General features: G+C 33.0%; 17 protein-coding genes. 13 read left to right on the top strand and 4 right to left on the bottom strand.

All coding sequences use genetic code 11. The features are described 5' to 3' along the window. Positions 1–64 precede the first annotated feature (64 nt). The 7 genes from OZP06_RS12315 to nudK all read left to right on the top strand — a co-directional run bounded on the left by OZP06_RS12315 (position 65) and on the right by nudK (position 8,381). Positions 65–1,072: a MoxR family ATPase gene (locus OZP06_RS12315; RefSeq protein ID WP_269222103.1), complete on the top strand. Its 1,008-nt coding sequence runs from the start codon at positions 65–67 to the stop codon at positions 1,070–1,072. Between the two features lie 24 nt (positions 1,073–1,096). After that, complete coding sequence (locus OZP06_RS12310; protein WP_281323771.1) at positions 1,097–2,428, top strand: DUF58 domain-containing protein; 1,332 nt, start codon at positions 1,097–1,099, stop codon at positions 2,426–2,428. 103 nt (positions 2,429–2,531) lie between these two features. Then, on the top strand, positions 2,532–3,317 hold the full coding sequence (locus tag OZP06_RS12305) for an RNA methyltransferase (protein WP_269222102.1): 786 nt from the start codon (positions 2,532–2,534) through the stop codon (positions 3,315–3,317). 117 nt (positions 3,318–3,434) lie between these two features. Then, positions 3,435–5,666 (top strand): RelA/SpoT family protein, encoded by a 2,232-nt coding sequence (locus OZP06_RS12300; RefSeq protein WP_269222101.1) that lies wholly within the window; start codon positions 3,435–3,437, stop codon positions 5,664–5,666. A gap of 308 nt (positions 5,667–5,974) precedes the next feature. After that, entirely contained in the window at positions 5,975–6,454 is a 480-nt protein-coding gene (locus tag OZP06_RS12295) for a transcriptional repressor (protein WP_269222100.1), read from the top strand. A gap of 18 nt (positions 6,455–6,472) precedes the next feature. Beyond that, positions 6,473–7,744, top strand: coding sequence for an adenylosuccinate synthase (locus tag OZP06_RS12290; RefSeq protein ID WP_269222099.1), 1,272 nt, complete (start codon positions 6,473–6,475; stop codon positions 7,742–7,744). Positions 7,745–7,799: 55 nt separating this feature from the next. Beyond that, positions 7,800–8,381 carry a GDP-mannose pyrophosphatase NudK gene (gene nudK / locus OZP06_RS12285; protein WP_281323770.1) on the top strand — a complete coding sequence of 194 codons (582 nt, stop codon included), beginning with the start codon at positions 7,800–7,802 and terminating at the stop codon, positions 8,379–8,381. A gap of 14 nt (positions 8,382–8,395) precedes the next feature. Here the strand turns inward: nudK and OZP06_RS12280 are convergent, their stop codons facing one another. Further along, the gene (locus OZP06_RS12280; protein ID WP_281323769.1) at positions 8,396–9,307 is read right to left on the bottom strand and encodes an AEC family transporter; all 912 of its coding nucleotides are present in this window, start codon (positions 9,305–9,307) and stop codon (positions 8,396–8,398) included. 152 nt (positions 9,308–9,459) lie between these two features. Between OZP06_RS12280 and OZP06_RS12275 the strand changes: the two genes are divergently transcribed. From OZP06_RS12275 to meaB, 3 genes are all read left to right on the top strand, one after another. Next, complete coding sequence (locus OZP06_RS12275) at positions 9,460–9,867, top strand: Rrf2 family transcriptional regulator (protein ID WP_269222098.1); 408 nt, start codon at positions 9,460–9,462, stop codon at positions 9,865–9,867. Positions 9,868–9,922: 55 nt separating this feature from the next. Further along, the gene (locus tag OZP06_RS12270) at positions 9,923–10,564 is read left to right on the top strand and encodes an NAD(P)H-binding protein (RefSeq protein ID WP_269222097.1); all 642 of its coding nucleotides are present in this window, start codon (positions 9,923–9,925) and stop codon (positions 10,562–10,564) included. Positions 10,565–10,656: 92 nt separating this feature from the next. Then, complete coding sequence (meaB, locus tag OZP06_RS12265; protein ID WP_269222096.1) at positions 10,657–11,745, top strand: methylmalonyl Co-A mutase-associated GTPase MeaB; 1,089 nt, start codon at positions 10,657–10,659, stop codon at positions 11,743–11,745. An 18-nt stretch (positions 11,746–11,763) separates the two neighbouring features. On the opposite strand, the gene OZP06_RS12260 is transcribed toward meaB, so the two are convergent. Next, the gene (locus OZP06_RS12260) at positions 11,764–12,705 is read right to left on the bottom strand and encodes an NAD-dependent epimerase/dehydratase family protein (RefSeq protein WP_269222095.1); all 942 of its coding nucleotides are present in this window, start codon (positions 12,703–12,705) and stop codon (positions 11,764–11,766) included. 128 nt (positions 12,706–12,833) lie between these two features. Between OZP06_RS12260 and OZP06_RS12255 the strand changes: the two genes are divergently transcribed. From OZP06_RS12255 to OZP06_RS12245, 3 genes are read left to right on the top strand one after another with little or no spacing between them, the layout of a single operon-like run. Then, the gene (locus OZP06_RS12255) at positions 12,834–13,547 is read left to right on the top strand and encodes a glycosyltransferase family 2 protein (protein WP_281323768.1); all 714 of its coding nucleotides are present in this window, start codon (positions 12,834–12,836) and stop codon (positions 13,545–13,547) included. Then, positions 13,547–14,179 (top strand): lipid-A-disaccharide synthase N-terminal domain-containing protein, encoded by a 633-nt coding sequence (locus OZP06_RS12250; protein ID WP_269222094.1) that lies wholly within the window; start codon positions 13,547–13,549, stop codon positions 14,177–14,179. The genes OZP06_RS12255 and OZP06_RS12250 overlap by 1 nt, the downstream gene beginning before the upstream one ends. Beyond that, positions 14,160–15,794 carry a glycosyltransferase family 39 protein gene (locus OZP06_RS12245; protein ID WP_281323767.1) on the top strand — a complete coding sequence of 545 codons (1,635 nt, stop codon included), beginning with the start codon at positions 14,160–14,162 and terminating at the stop codon, positions 15,792–15,794. The genes OZP06_RS12250 and OZP06_RS12245 overlap by 20 nt, the downstream gene beginning before the upstream one ends. 1 nt (position 15,795) lies before the next feature. On the opposite strand, the gene OZP06_RS12240 is transcribed toward OZP06_RS12245, so the two are convergent. Further along, complete coding sequence (locus OZP06_RS12240) at positions 15,796–16,026, bottom strand: hypothetical protein (protein ID WP_116795862.1); 231 nt, start codon at positions 16,024–16,026, stop codon at positions 15,796–15,798. Between the two features lie 112 nt (positions 16,027–16,138). Further along, positions 16,139–17,044, bottom strand: coding sequence for an IS1595 family transposase (locus tag OZP06_RS12235; protein WP_269222159.1), 906 nt, complete (start codon positions 17,042–17,044; stop codon positions 16,139–16,141). Positions 17,045–17,093: the final 49 nt, after the last annotated feature.

Genomic DNA, 17,093 nt, shown 5'->3' with positions numbered 1-17,093 from the left:
ATATATAATTCGGATTAAAATACAAAAAACACCCTCTGAAGCCAAAAAAAAATTATTAAAAAATATGGAAGAAACTACCACTCTAGAAAACACAAACGAAAATGTAAATTTTCAATCCAGAATAAATTTAGAACCGCTTTTAGAAAGTATCAACGCCATAAAAGAAGAATTAGGCACTGTTATTGTAGGTCAAAGCAAAATGATTGATCAATTGCTTGTTGCTATTTTATCAAATGGTCACGTTTTGCTCGAAGGAGTTCCTGGAGTAGCCAAAACCATAACCGCCAAACTTTTGTCTAAAACCTTGAATATTGATTTCAGCCGAATTCAATTCACTCCAGATTTAATGCCTTCGGATATTTTAGGAACCTCCGTATTCGATTTAAAAAAATCAGAATTCGAATTCAAAAAAGGTCCAATTTTTTCCAACTTGGTCTTGATTGACGAAATTAATCGTGCTCCTGCAAAAACACAAGCCGCACTTTTTGAAGTTATGGAAGAACGTCAAATCACAATTGATGGCACGACTTATACATTAGACACTCCTTTCTTGGTAATTGCCACTCAAAACCCAATCGAACAAGAAGGAACCTATCGTTTACCCGAGGCACAATTGGATCGTTTTTTATTCAAAATATCAATTGATTACCCAAAAATAGACGAGGAAATCATGATTATTCAAAGAGAACATTCGTTACAGAGCCAAGGAAAACTAGACCATATAAAAACATTGCTTTCATCGGATCAAATCAAATACTACCAAACTTTGGTGAAACAAATCATAGTTGAACACAACTTGCTAGAATATATTGCGAAAATTGTGGTGAATACTCGAGAGAACGCTTTCTTATATTTGGGCGCTTCCCCACGTGCTTCAATTGCAATTCTGAATGCTGCCAAAGGTTTCGCAGCTATTCGTGGACGCGATTTTGTAACTCCAGAAGACATTAAAGAAGCAGCAATTCCTGTTTTGCAACACCGAATTATTGTTACTCCAGAACGCGAAATGGAAGGAATAAGTAGTATAGAAATTATTAAACAAATTCTCGAAAGCGTAGAAATTCCAAGATAATTTTAGTCCTCAGATTCCTAAAATATGAAACTATTCAAAAGTTTATACATCAATAATTTCTTTTTCTATTCCCTTTTAAGCATAGTGGGATTGTTCATCTGTGCTTTTATTTTCCCTGCACTTTACAATGGTACTTGGTATTTATTACTTATACTTTTGACTTTTGTATTCTTAGACATCTTAATTATATTTTTTACAAAAAGCGGAATCGAAGGAACTAGAATCCTGTCTGAAAAACTATCCAATGGAGATGACAATGAAATAAAAGTTAGTATTAAAAACTTTTATACTTTTCCAATAGCTGTTAAAATAATTGACGAAATTCCGTTTCAATTTCAAATTCGAAATTTTGAAATCAAGCAAAAAATAAAGGCTTCTTCAGAAAATGAAATCAATTATTTTTTGCGACCTACTGAACGAGGCGAATACCATTTTGGTAATTTGAATGTGTATGTTTCTTCACCATTACATTTAATATCCAGACGCTTCCAATTCGATCATAACAGAATGGTTCCCACATATCCATCTTATATTCAATTGCGAAAATACAGTTTGATGGCTTTTTCTAATACTTTATTTCAATATGGAATAAAGAAAATTAGAAAAATCGGTCACACTATGGAATTTGAACAAATCAAAGAATATACACAAGGCGATGACATTAGAACCTTAAACTGGAAAGCGACTGCCAAGAAAAATGCTCTTATGGTCAATCAATTTCAAGACGAAAAATCACAGTCCGTTTATATGATAATTGACAAAGGCAGAGTCATGAAAATGCCTTTTAACGGACTTAGTTTACTCGATTATGCCATCAATGCAACACTAGTATTATCAAGTGTAATCTTAAAAAAACAAGACAAAGCGGGAATGTTTGCTTTTTCTAAAAAAGTAGAAAATCGTGTTTTTGCCGAGAGACGTTCCTCTCAAATGCAAAAAATTCTAGATTCTTTATACAATATTAAAACCGATTATTATGAAAGTGATTTCAGCAGATTGTATACCGATATCAAAAAAAATATCAACCAAAGAAGTTTAATTATTTTATACACCAATTTTGAAACAATGGATGGTTTACATCGACAATTACCTTATTTAAAAGGAATTGCCAAAAATCATTTGTTAGTTGTTATTTTTTTCAACAATACAGAACTCAATGAAATCATAAACAACAAAGCCGAAAACATTCAAGAAGTTTATGATAAAGTAATTGCTGAAAAATTTGCCTTCGAAAAACGATTAATTGTCAATGAGCTCAAAAAATACGGCATCTATTCTGTACTTACACAACCTGAAAATTTAACATTGGATACCATAAATAAATACCTAGAGATCAAAGCTAGAGGTATTTTGTAATTTTTTTTATGGCGTCCCATTTTGTTTTCGAGATTGGATTTGAAAGAGTGAGATTAAAAAAAAGGTAGTAACTTTGCTTACTTCTAACATTTCAGATCTTAAAATGAAACAAATCACTTCCGTACAAAATCCTTTTATAAAATCCTTAGTGCTCTTGCAAGAAAAAGCAAAAGCCCGAAAACAATCGGGTACTTTTTTAATTGAAGGCAAAAGAGAAATCGAAATTGCGGTAAAAGGCGGATACGAAATAGAGACCCTTTTATTTTTGCCCGAAGTTTGTTCTGAAACTGAAACTAGAAAACTTTGGAATAATGCTGATTTGATAGAAATTAACAAAGAAGTCTATCAAAAATTGGCTTATAGAGATACAACAGAGGGCATTTTGGCTGTTGCCAAAGCAAAATCGATGCAACTATCCGATTTACAATTATCCAAAAATCCACTAATTCTTATAGCAGAAGCACCCGAAAAACCAGGAAACATAGGTGCTTTATTGCGTACAGCCGACGCTGCCAATCTGGATGCCGTTATTATTGCGAATCCAAAAAGCGATTTGTACAACCCAAATGTAGTTCGATCCAGCGTAGGTTGTTTGTTTACCAATCAAATAGCGACAGGATCAACAACTGAAATCATTGCTTTTTTGAAAGAAAGAAACATCAATTTTTATTGTGCTACACTACAAAACTCGACTTCCTACCACACTCAAGATTACACCACTCCAACGGCTTTAGTAGTAGGTACAGAAGCTACTGGATTAACACAAGAATGGCGAGACGCAGCGACTCAAAACATTATTATACCTATGCAAGGAGAAATAGACAGTATGAATGTATCCGTTGCCGCAGCGATTTTGATATTTGAAGCCAAAAGACAAAGAGGTTTTTGATGACAGATTACGTATTTCAGATTTTAAAACCTGTGGTCCTAAAATCTAAAATCCGAACATTAAAACCTTGTATATTCTTTAAAAATTTCTTATTTTTAAGAATTGAACCATGCCGTTATGATAGAAATCGATATAGAAAAAGAAAATAAAGCAATTGCTCAAGAATACAAAGAGCTATTACGCATCAGTTATCAAACTTTGACTACAGAGGATAAAAAACTGATACGCAAGGCTTTTGACGTGGCTGTTGATGCCCATAAAGACCAACGCCGTAAATCAGGAGAAGCCTATATTTTCCATCCCATTGCAGTAGCCAAAATTGTAGCTTCTGATATTGGTTTAGGTGCAACTTCAATCGCTGCGGCCTTAATGCACGACGTTGTAGAAGACACCCCAATTACAGTCAAAGACATTGAAAAAATGTTTAATCCCAAAATCGCTCAATTGGTTGAAGGATTAACCAAAATATCTTTGGTACAAAAAGACCTTAATGTTTCCATGCAAGCCGAGAATTTTCGTAGAATGCTTTTGACACTCAACGATGATGTTCGGGTAATCCTCATAAAAATAGCCGATAGATTGCATAACATGCTCACTATGGACTCTATGGAAGATCACAAACAAGTGAAACTAGCTTCTGAGACTTTATACATTTATGCTCCTTTGGCACATCGTTTAGGCCTTTATAAAATAAAAAACAAACTTGAAGATTTAGGTTTAAAATATACCGATCCTGAACGATACAATTCGATAGTTAGTAAAATTAGAGAAACCAAGGAAGAACAAGATCTTTATATCAAAGACATTTCTGAAGTACTCAAAAAAGCACTAAACGAAGAAAATATAGATTACATCATCAAAGGACGACCAAAATCTATTTATTCCATCAACAGAAAAATGTTGGCGCAAAATGTAAGTTTCGACGAAGTCTATGATAAATTTGCTTTACGTATCGTTTATAAATCCAATCCTCACGATGAAAAATTCCTAGCTTGGAAAATATATTCCATCGTAACAGACCATTATAGACCAAGTCCAAGCCGACTACGAGACTGGATTTCATCTCCAAAATCAACTGGTTACGAGGCTCTACACATTACCGTAATGGGACCAAAAGGACGTTGGGTCGAAGTACAAGTTCGAAGTGAGCGAATGGATGAAATTGCCGAAAAAGGGTATGCGGCACATTACAAATACAAAAACGGAGCCACCGAAGAAAATGGTCTCGACGTTTGGTTAAATCTTTTAAAAGAAGCCTTAGAAAATTCGGAAACAAGTGCAGTCGATTTTGTCGAAGATTTTAAAATGAATTTGTACTCCAAGGAAATTTACATTTTTACCCCAAAAGGAGAAATCAAATCTTTACCCAAAGGTGCGACCTCTCTTGATTTCGCTTTCAGTATTCACTCCGAAATTGGAATAAAAACAAGAGGAACCAGGGTCAACGGTAAACTAGTCCCCTTAAATTACGAATTAAAAAGTGGTGATCAAGTCGAAATAATAACGTCTCCCAATCAAAAACCTACCATCAACTGGCTGGATTATGTAACAACCTCAAGAGCCAAAAATAAAATTAGAAATGTCCTCAACGAGAACACCAAGAAAATTGCCGAAGACGGAAAAGAGCTTTTAACCCGCAAACTCAAACACCTAAAAATAACGCTAAACGAGCAATCAATAAACGAGCTGGTTAACTTTTTTAAATTAAAAACAAGTCTAGATTTATTTTACAGAGTTGGTGTTGGATCTATCGACAACCAACAATTAAAAGATTATGCTGCTCAAAAAAGCAACACCTTAATCAACTTTTTCAAAAATAAAATCAAGCGAAACAGTAGTACAGCCGACGAAGACATACACAAGCAAGTCATCAGTAGCAACTATGATATGCTTGTTTTTGGAAAAACCCAAGACAAACTCGATTACAAACTTTCAACGTGTTGCAATCCCATTCCAGGAGACGAAGTTTTTGGATTTGTAACAATAAATGAAGGTATAAAAATCCACAAAAAAGATTGCCCAAACGCCATTTCGCTACAATCCAATTATGCTTATCGCATCATGCAGGCCAAGTGGATTGACTCAACACAACAAGATTTTAAAGCCACCATAAATATCATGGGAATGGACACTTTGGGATTGACAAACGAATTGACAAAAGTAATTTCGAACAACATGAATGTCAACATTCAAAGCATATCGCTTAGTGGGGATGCCGGAATTTTCAAAGGGCAATTATCCGTTATTGTCCCAAACATCACTATTTTGAAAAAATTAATGGACAACATAAAGAAAATTGATGGAATTGACAAAGTAACTCGTGTGTACAAAACCAACAATCACAAATAAAACTTTTACACACAATATTGTTAAAATCACAATTAAATCAAATAGTTACAAAAATCATTTGGGCGTGACCCTGTTAAGCAATGGGGCTTACCTATAGCACCGCTCACAAAGCCCCTTTACTCAACAGGGTCGGGCTATATGCGCTACTTCGGTAGCCAGCGTCTATCCCTCACGCGGTCGGACAGAAAACACAATTCACAAAAAACAATATTTTTTTAATTAAAAAGTCAACAATAAATCAAATACCACATTAGAATTAAAACTCTAATTTTTTACACATTAAAAATAAAAATTTATCTTTGCAAGATATGACACTCATTTCCACAGATAACAACAAAAATCAAGAGATTGTAAAAAACGTTTTTACAATGTATCTTGAAAACAAAGGACACCGCAAAACACCCGAACGTTATGCTATCCTAAAAGAAATATACGAAAGCGAAGAACATTTTGATATTGAAAACTTATACCTCAAAATGAAAAACAAAAACTACCGTGTCAGTAGAGCAACTTTGTACAACACCATCGAATTACTATTAGACTGTGCTTTAGTTCGCAAACATCAATTTGGACAAAATCAAGCCCATTACGAAAAATCATATTTCGATAAACAACACGATCACATAATCATGACCGATACTGGAGAAGTAATTGAGTTTTGTGATCCAAGAATTCAAACCATCAAAAAAACAATTGAACAAATTTTTGATATCGAGATAACCAACCATTCCCTATACTTTTACGGAAACAAGAAAAAAGAAAACACAGAAAATACAATAGAAAATTAACTACAAATAAAACATAGAATGACTGTAGATTTATTATTAGGATTACAATGGGGAGATGAAGGAAAAGGAAAAATTGTTGACGTTCTTACCTCAAATTACGACATCATCGCTCGTTTTCAAGGCGGACCAAATGCCGGACATACTTTAGAATTTGACGGAATAAAACACGTCCTTAGAACCATTCCTTCTGGAATTTTTCATAAAACAGCCATAAACATTATTGGAAACGGAGTGGTAATTGACCCCGTAGTTTTTCAAAAAGAATTAGAAGGTTTAGAGAAATTTAATCTAGACATCAAAAGCAAATTAATTATCTCTAGAAAAGCACATTTAATATTACCAACGCACCGATTACTGGATGCCGCTTCTGAAGCATCAAAAGGAAAAGCAAAAATCGGATCTACACTTAAAGGTATTGGACCAACATACATGGACAAAACTGGAAGAAACGGTATTCGAGTTGGAGATATTGAACTAGAAGATTTTAAAGAACGCTACAGAGCATTGGCTGACAAACACGAAGAAATGATTAAATTCTACGATGTTAACATTCAATACAATCTAGCCGAAATGGAAATAGAATTCTTCGAATCTATTGAAGTATTAAAAACATTAGATTTTATTGATAGTGAAGAATATTTAAACCAAGCACAAAGAGCTGGAAAATCTATTCTTTGCGAAGGTGCTCAAGGTTCATTATTAGATGTTGACTTTGGAACCTATCCATTTGTTACTTCTTCAAATACTACTGCAGCAGGTGCTTGTACAGGTTTAGGAATTGCTCCAAACAGAATCAAAGAAGTATACGGAATTTTCAAAGCATACGTAACTCGTGTTGGTAGCGGTCCTTTTCCTACTGAACTTTTTGACGAAGATGGCGCAACAATGGCCAGCGTAGGAAATGAATTTGGTTCAGTAACCGGAAGACAAAGACGTTGCGGATGGTTGGATTTGGTAGCCTTAAAATATGCTGTTCAAATCAATGGCGTAACACAATTAATGATGATGAAAGGTGATGTCCTTTCTGGATTTGAAACCTTGAAAGTTTGTACAGACTACAACTACAAAGGAAAAGCAATCTCTCATTTCCCTTACAATATAGAACCAGAGAATGTTACTCCAATATTCAAAGAATTCAAAGGATGGCACCAAGATTTAACAGGAATGACGACTTATGAGGAATTACCTATTGAACTAAAAGAGTACATTGAATTTATAGAAAAAGAAGTTGAAGTACCAATCAAAATTGTTTCTGTGGGACCAGACAGAAAGCAAACTATATTAAAATAAAACACCAAACGCTCTGAAATTCAGAGCGTTTTTTTATACCCTTTAAAACAAAATAATGGACAATCCCAGATTCAAAATAAAAAAAACAGAATTACTGTCAGACAATTGGTACACTCTTAATAAAGTCACTATAGATTATCAAAAAAAAGATAATACATGGGCTATCCAAGAACGAGAAGTTTACGACAGAGGAAATGGTGCTGCAATTTTACTGTACAATACATTAAAAGGTACAGTTATTTTAACACGACAATTTAGACTTCCAACTTACTTAAACGGAAATAAAAGCGGACTTTTAATTGAAGTTTGCGCTGGTCTATTAGACGAAGACAACCCAGAAGCTTGCATCATCCGTGAAACTGAAGAAGAAACCGGATACCGCTTGCATTCCGTTAAAAAAATCTTTGAAGCATACATGTCTCCTGGAGCAGTTACAGAAATCCTGCACTACTTTATAGCAGAATACGATTCAAGCATGAAAGTGAGTTCTGGTGGCGGATTAGAGCACGAGCATGAAGAAATAGAGGTAATCGAAATCCCTTTTGCTCAAGCATATGTTATGATAGAAACTGGCGAAATAAAAGATGCCAAAACCATAATGTTATTACAATATGCCAAAATTCATAATTTAGTTTAATATGAAAGTAGTTTTTAAATCAATTGTAAAATTAAATACCAAAACAACAAAGTTATAAATGAAATTGGAATACCAAAACCAATCATCATAGTACTTAACCTTGGTTTCAATCCATAAGTAGAAGCCAATATACAGCCCGTAATCATCGGCGCCATAGCGGATTCTAATATTGAGACTTTGATTGCATCCGAATGTTGATGCAAAATTATAACGTATAAAAAAAAGATAATAGCTGGAGTAAGAATTAATTTGTAAAGCAAACCTAAACTAAGAAATCCCCAATGCATACTTCTCTTTTCAAATTTTAATTGCAGTCCAACTGAAAGCAATGCCAAAGGTGTTACCCCACTTCCGATAGTCTTAAAAAATAATTGTACCCAATTACTAAAATCGAATTGGAAAACATTCATCAAACAAGCAACACAAAAAGTAATAAAAGGAGGAAAAAATGCAATCTTTTTGGCAATTTGAAAACCACTTAAATTCCCTTTAGAATAGACCGTAGCCACAAGAATTCCGAGTGTAGACAATACTACAAAAGAACCTGGCTGATCAACTAAAAGTGCTGTTTTCATACCTTCTTCCCCATACAAAGCTTCAATTATTGGAAAACCTAAAAAAGATGTATTTCCTAGTCCTGCACAAATAATCAAACAACCTGTCAGTTTTCTGGACCAACCCAATCTTTTACCCAAATAATCAAAAAAGAAACACGAAATAATAAATCCTATCCAAGCGACTCCAATAGGATACAACAATTGATTGTCCCATTTAATTTTCGGAATATGATATAATGCCAAGGCAGGAAGGCAAATATAAATGACAATCCAATTTAAAATTTTATGGGTGTTTTTGGGTATTTGCTTTATATTTTGCAAAATAAAACCAAAAAATAAAAATACAAAAATGAGAATAAAGTTGTTCATCGTATAAAATAGAAAACAAAAATACCACTAAAAAAAAATTAAACCCCAAAACCAATAGATTAAATCAATAAAACCAACAACAAAAATATCCAACCAAATAAATACATCAATTCAAAAATAAATTCTATATTTGCAATATATTTTATTACAGTATGATTTCAGGTAAGTTTGCCATAACAATACATATTCTCACATTACTTTCTAAATTTCCTGATGAGTATTTATCATCCGATTTTATAGCAGGAAGCATGAACTTGCACCCTGTTTTGGTCCGCAAGGAAATAGCAAATCTTAAAAAAAATCATATTGTAGAAAGTAAAGAGGGGAAAAATGGTGGAACCCGACTATTGAAAGCGTCATCAAAAATAACTTTGGATGCTATTTTTAAAATGACTTTTGATACCGTTACCTTAGGCTATTCAAAGAATGTGCCTAACCCAAATTGTCCTGTTGGCAAACAAATCAATAAAAACTTAGATAATTTATACAAAGACATTAATCAAACCATCAGCTTGCAGTTGAGCGACATTACATTGGAAGATTTTTCAAATAAGTTCTAATCTATTTTTTTAAACCAAACTGTAACTTTTTTTATTACTTTTAAATATAACAATTATGAAAATCGCACTTATCGGAGCCACAGGATTTGTAGGTTCCAACATTTTAAATGAATTAGCAAACAGAAATCACGAAATTACAGCCATTGCAAGAAATCCAAAAACGGGATCAAATGCAAATTGGATTGCAGCGGATATCTTTGACACAGATGCATTAGCCGAAATTTTAAAAGGGAATGACATTGTAATAAGCGCCTATAATCCGGGTTGGACAAATCCAAACATCTATGAAGATTTCATCAAAGGTTCAAAATCAATCCAGCAAGCAGTCAAAAAATCTGGAGTAAAACGATTCATCACTATTGGTGGCGCGGGAAGTTTGTTTGTTGCGCCAAATTTACAAGCAGTTGACACACCCGATTTTCCAAAAGAGTATCATGCTGGCGCAACAGCTGCAAGAGATTATTTGAACATCCTTAAAGAAGAAAAAGAACTGGATTGGGCATTTTTTAGTCCTGCATTCGAAATGCACCAAGGAATTACAACTGGAAGAACAGGTAAATACAGATTAGGCTTAGAAAATCCCGTTTTTGACGAAAATCAACGAAGTATTTTGTCTGGCGAAGATCTAGCCGTAGTCATAGTTGACGAAGCAGAAAATCCAAAACACCATCAAATTCGATTTACTGCAGCTTATTAAAAGTACAAATCTATTTGTAATAAACAGTTTCAAAGATTCGTCTTTTGAAACTGTTTTTGTTTTGATTACTTTTACTTTCAAAAATAAATATTTTGTCTGTCAAAAAAACAAATAAAAGTGCTTTAAATGAAAAAGTTGGTATTTCGCCTCCCGAAATAATCAGTTCAAGCGGTATGCAACACATCAAAGAATCCAGAAAGAAGCAACCCTCTGCACAAGAATTAATTGACGGTATTTTGGCTGGAAACATAACATCTTTAAGTCGTTCCATTACTTTAATCGAAAGTACAAATAGCAATCATTTAGCGAAAGCAAATGAAGTCATCAATAATTGTTTACCATTTGCCAATAAGTCTATTCGAATAGGAATAACAGGGGTACCAGGAGTTGGAAAAAGTACTTTTATTGAAGCTTTTGGAAAACACTTAACTAATTTGGGCAAAAAAGTAGCCGTTCTTGCTGTAGATCCAAGCAGTACGATTTCGCATGGAAGTATTCTTGGTGACAAAACCCGAATGGAAGAATTAGTAAAAGACAAAAATGCATTTATTAGACCATCAGCATCAGGAGAAACTTTAGGTGGTGTAGCTCGAAAAACTCGAGAAACCATAACACTTTGTGAAGCTTCAGGTTTTGATGTCATTCTAATCGAAACCGTTGGTGTGGGCCAGAGCGAAACAGCGGTTCACAGTATGGTCGATTTCTTTTTACTACTAAAAATTGCAGGTGCCGGCGACGAACTTCAAGGTATCAAACGTGGTATTATGGAAATGGCAGATGCTATAATAATCAATAAAGCTGATGGTGATAACATCAAAAAAGCACAGTTGGCAAAAGTAGAATTCAACAGAGCCTTACATTTATTTCCCGCAAAAAAATCAGGTTGGATTCCAACAACTGCAACTTGCAGCGCAATAACACAAGAAGGAATTGGCACCGTCTGGCAAACTATATCGAACTATATCGAATTGGTCAAATCAAATGATTATTTTTTTGAAAAACGAAAAGAACAAAATCAATTTTGGATGATGGAAACCATAAACGAGCAATTGAAAACTCATTTTTACAATCAACCAAGCATCATTGATTTGTTGGAAAAAACAAAAAAAGCGGTACAAAATAATGAATTATCACCTTTTGTTGCCGCTCAAATTTTACTGGACAGTTATTTTAAAAAATAATATTGTTTTTATAAATTGCTATAAAAAATTATCCTGATACCATTGCACCTGTTCTTTCAAACCTTCATACAAACTGGTTTTCGGGTTGTAACCTAATAATCTTCGAGCTTTTTCAATTACAGCTTTGGTTCTTAATTGGTCTCCAGTTCTAGCATCGACAATTTGTAAGTCTATTTTTTTATTTAAAATTTGCTCTACAATTTCAATTCCTTGTTGGGTTGTATTTTCTTCTTCGGTACCCAAATTGATGATTTCATTGTTGACTAAATCTGCTTTACCAATAACACTAACCACTCCATCAACAATATCCTGAACATAAGTAAAACTTCTCAAATGATTTTCACTTCCCTTAAACAACGGAAAAGGCACATTATTGAAAGCATTTGCAATTAGTTTTGTATATAACTTTTCTGGTCTTTCACGAGGGCCATAAACGGAATACAAACGTAATGAACATGCCTTTAATTGCCCTAACCTACTGCTTGCCAAAATTAATTGCTCGGCTGCTAATTTAGTCACCCCATAAAATGAAGCAGGTGATGGAACCACAGTTTCATCAAAAGTAGCATGAATTCCATAAATGGATGAAGTCGCTATATTTACAAAAAGAGCTAACTCTTTATTTTTTAATGCAAAATCAAGCAAATTCTTGGTTCCAATAACATTGTTTGACAAATAATCTTCAAAACTAGAAGTAGCAGAAATTCCAGGTTGAGCAGCAAAATGAAAAATATAATCAAAATCAACTGGCAATGTTTGAAGCTGCGCTACATCCCTCAAATCGATAGTATTAATTTTAATTCCTTTTACATTCAATGCATTGGCATTCATTTGTTTCAAAGAAACGTCATAATAATCTGAAAAATTATCTAAACCAACAACTTCATGACCAAGGGAATATAAGCGTTCTGCAGTATGAGAAGCAATGTACCCTGCGGCACCAGTAACTAATATTTTCATGTTCGAATATTTACGGTTCAAAAATAGAAATAAAAAACCCCAAATTCTAAAAGTCATCAAAAATTTTAATCCTATTTTAAGCAATTTCTTCTCAAAATGAAATACTTTTGCGTAAATTTTACCAAACTATGAGTTTTGAATTAACAATTATAATACCCGTCTATAACGAGGAAGACAATCTAAATCGTGTACATCAAGAAATGAAACAATACTTGAGTATTGCTAAAAAAAAGACAAAAATCCTATTTGTCAATGACGGTTCCAAAGACAATAGTCAATCCCTTATTGAAAATATCTGCAAAGACAACGACGAATTTACTTTTATTTCTTTTGAAAAAAATGCTGGTTTAAGCGCTGCCATTAAAGCAGGTTTTGATTACGCAGATACTACTTGGGTAGGCTACATTGATGCCGATTTACAAACAGCTCCTGAAGATTTTAATATTTTGATAGAATTTGCTGGAGAATATGATCTTGTAACTGGAGTACGTTCGAATCGAAAAGATTCTTTTACTAAAAATATGTCTTCAACTATTGCTAATGGCATTAGAAGAGCTTTTACTCATGACGGAATGGATGACACTGGTTGTCCCTTAAAAATTATCCGTACAGATATGGCCAAGAGAATACCAATGTTCAACGGTTTACACCGATTTTTACCGGCCATGATTTTATTACAAAACGGCAAAATCAAACAAACACCTGTAAGACATTTCCCTAGAATAGCAGGCCTTTCAAAGTTTAATCTTTGGAATCGATTATTAGGCCCTCTACAAGATTGCTTTGCTTATTTGTGGATGAAGAAAAAATACATCAATTATAGCGTAGCAAAACAAGGTTAATGAACAACATCATCATTTATTCGATAGGTTTTATTGCTCAAATTTTGTTTTCCAGCAGAATGATTTTGCAGTGGATTATTTCTGAAAAAAACAAAAAAGTTTTGACGCCCGTTTTATTTTGGGAAATCAGTTTGTTTGCATCCTTTTTACTGTTTGTTTATGGCTATTTTAGACACGATTTCTCAATCATGCTTGGACAAACGATTACCTACTATATTTACATTCGAAACATACAATTGCAAAATGATTGGAAAAAATTGCACGTACTAATAAGATGGTTTGTACTACTTTTTCCCTTTTTCATAATTGGTTACGGTTACAATAACAACGTCTATGATTTAGACAACCTATTGCGAAACGAAGCGATTCCTAAATGGTTGCTTTGGACAGGTATAATTGGGCAAGTTCTATTTACATTGCGTTTTGTATACCAATGGATTTATTCTGAAAAAAAGAAAGATTCTGTTTTGCCTTTAGGATTCTGGATTATTAGTTTGAGTGGATCACTTATCATATTTATTTATGCCATAATCAGAAAAGATCCCGTATTATTAGCTGGTCATGCTTTGGGCTTAGTCATTTATACTAGAAATATAATAATTATAAAAAAAGATGTCAAAATTAATTCATAATTATACTTTTTGGCTTTTCATAGTGGCCTGTCTAATGCTTTTTTCACATTTAGATGTTATAGAAGTTAATATCATGGAAGCCAGAAATTTCATTACTGCAAGAGAAATGGCAACCAATCATCATTGGATACTGACGACAATTAATGATATGCCACGATATGAAAAACCACCATTACCAACATGGTTAACAGCCATTTCTGGAATTATTTTTGGTTTTGATTGTCTTTTCGGCATGCGTTTACCTGTTGTATTCATTACCTTATTATTGGTTTTTGGCACTTTTAAACTTTCCGAAAAATTAGGTTTATCAAAAAAACAAAGCTTTCATAACGGACTTATCCTTATAACCTCTTTTTATATTTATTTTGCTGGAAGAGACAACCAATGGGATATGTACACTCATAGTTTTATGATGATTTGTATTTTGTTTTTATGGGAAGTATTGAATGAACAAAAGAAACTACTTTTCAATGCAATCATGGCCGGATTATTTTTCGGTTTATCTTTTTTAAGCAAAGGACCTATTTCAGTTTATGCTTTATTATTGCCTTTCTTAATTGCTTATGGATTTACATATAAATTTCAATTAAAGAACAAAAAACTATATTTAATACTTGTAGTGGTTTTAGGTATAATTATCGGTTTATCATGGCCACTATACGTAAAATGGGCTGATCCAGCAACCTATTTAAAAGTCACCAAAATAGAAAGCAGCCGATGGGGAAATTACAATACTAGACCATTTTATTACTATTGGAGCTTTTTTACTCAAAGTGGTATTTGGACAGTACCAGCATTTATTGCCTTACTCTATCCGTACTTAAAAAACAAAGTAAGTAATTTAAAAGCCTATCAATTTACGTTGATTTGGACATTAGCTTCTGTAGTATTATTGTCAATAGTACCCGAAAAAAAATCAAGATACTTGTTGCCAGTTTTAATTCCGATGGCTTTAAACACTGGATTCTATATTGAATACTTGATAAATAATTTTAAAAATATTAGTTTAAAAAAAGAAAAAGGAATTATTTATTTTGCTTTTGGCCTTATTGGAATCATTTGTATTGTTATTCCAGTTGGTATTTTTATTAAAGTAAAAAATGATATCGCAGGATTCGAAATTTGGTTCCTTGGATTAACTCTATCATTGTTTGGTATTGGATATGTTCTTTTTACAAACCTTAGAAACAAAAACTTTGCAAAAGTGTTTTATGCCGTAATTGCGGTTCAAGTTACAGTAGTGGTATTCGGAATACCTTTTACAAAACTCATTTTAAAGAATCCTGATTATGCTAGTGCAAAAGCAATTAGAGATTCGGAAAAAAGTTTGGCTGTTAAAACGTATGAATTAAATTCATTTACTCCTGAAATAATTTGGGATTATGGATACAGCATGCCCATTCTTTTAAATAATGAAACCAACAAACTAAATTTACCTTTAGAAAATAAATTTGGCTTATTGGTTACAGATATTGACAGTATCAATTCAATTAAAGAATTGAAAAACTATACTTTGAATAAAGTTTCAAATATTGATTTGAATCATATTCCAAAAGATTCTAAAAAACACAACATTCGATTGACTAGAACTTATTATATCGTTTCAAAGAAATAAATTATTCTTTCTCGTATCGTTCCATTTCACGATCATAAAATTCATTGGCTAAAACGATAAGACCTTCCATTTCAGCATTCAATTCGGCTTCGTCTAGGTCTTCTGCTTCTTCCATAAATTCAACTTCATCATCTTTTAGGTTGATGATAAATCTTGGATAATCCAAGTGAATGATGAAGATGTCATCTGGAAAATCGGTATTGTCCCCCAGTAAAAATTTTGGTAATTCCATGTTTAAAAATTTAGATATTAGAAAATAGAGAATAGAATTAAGAAAAACAGAATACTTTTAAAAGTCTATTCTCTATAAGTCATTTTAATTTATTTTGATTGTCCGTTTTTAGTCATAACCCTGTAATACTTGCTATTACTAGCCTATCGAATAATTGTTCCTCAAAATATCTTCTATTAAGCTTGTAGACGAACTCATTTAGGTACAGTTGAAGATATTTGCCTTTAATTTTATGATAATTTCCTAGAAAATTCCTTTTAGCATTACTAATTGCAATATGCACCCACTTTAAAGTTTCCGTAGTTGTTTCTTTATTCGATTTTTCAGTAATATGAATTTCCACGTAATCTGCAATATCTATATATGATGTGCTTTTGTCTGTAAAAAGAATACTTTTTTCCGAAATGGATTCCTGAATTGTTTGATTTATCAGTTCTGATGTGTGATCAGTCAAAACTTTTGCTTTAAAATACCTGCATTGATTTGATTTTTTACCAGTTTCAATATCTTCTAAAACAGTCGACTCAGCCATAATTGCAACGTTAGATTTACCAACAGCACCACGTCCACGAATTCCTTTTTCTTGTTCTATTTCGGTAGATTCAATTGTAAAATATCCTTCATCAAATTCAATCATCCCTTCCAAAGTATAACGCGCATCTCTATTGCCCATTGCTTTTCGCAACTTATGAACCATAGACCAAACCGGTTCGTATCGCTTCAATCCCAATTGTTTTTGAATTTCTTTACTTGAAAAACCTTTTTTAGTTGCCGTTAATAAGAACATGGTTTTGTACCAAATCAAAAATGACAAATTAGAGCTTTGCATTATCGTACCACTTCGTAATGATATTCTACTTCTACATTTTTTACACTCATAACTCCATCTGCTTTTTATCCAAAAATGTTCTTTGCATCCGCATTTACATTGAACTCCGATTTTATCTCTTTCCTCTTTAAAATGAAGTCTACAAGATTCTTCACTCCCGAAATTTGCTGTAAAACTGAATAAATTCATCGCTTTTTTTTATCAAATATAACACTTTTTATTAATTATGAGTGATTAC

Source organism: Flavobacterium sp. IMCC34518 (assembly GCF_027111095.2).
GTDB classification, from domain to species: Bacteria; Bacteroidota; Bacteroidia; order Flavobacteriales; family Flavobacteriaceae; genus Flavobacterium; species Flavobacterium praedii.
This window is presented reverse-complemented; position numbering and strand designations above follow the sequence as displayed.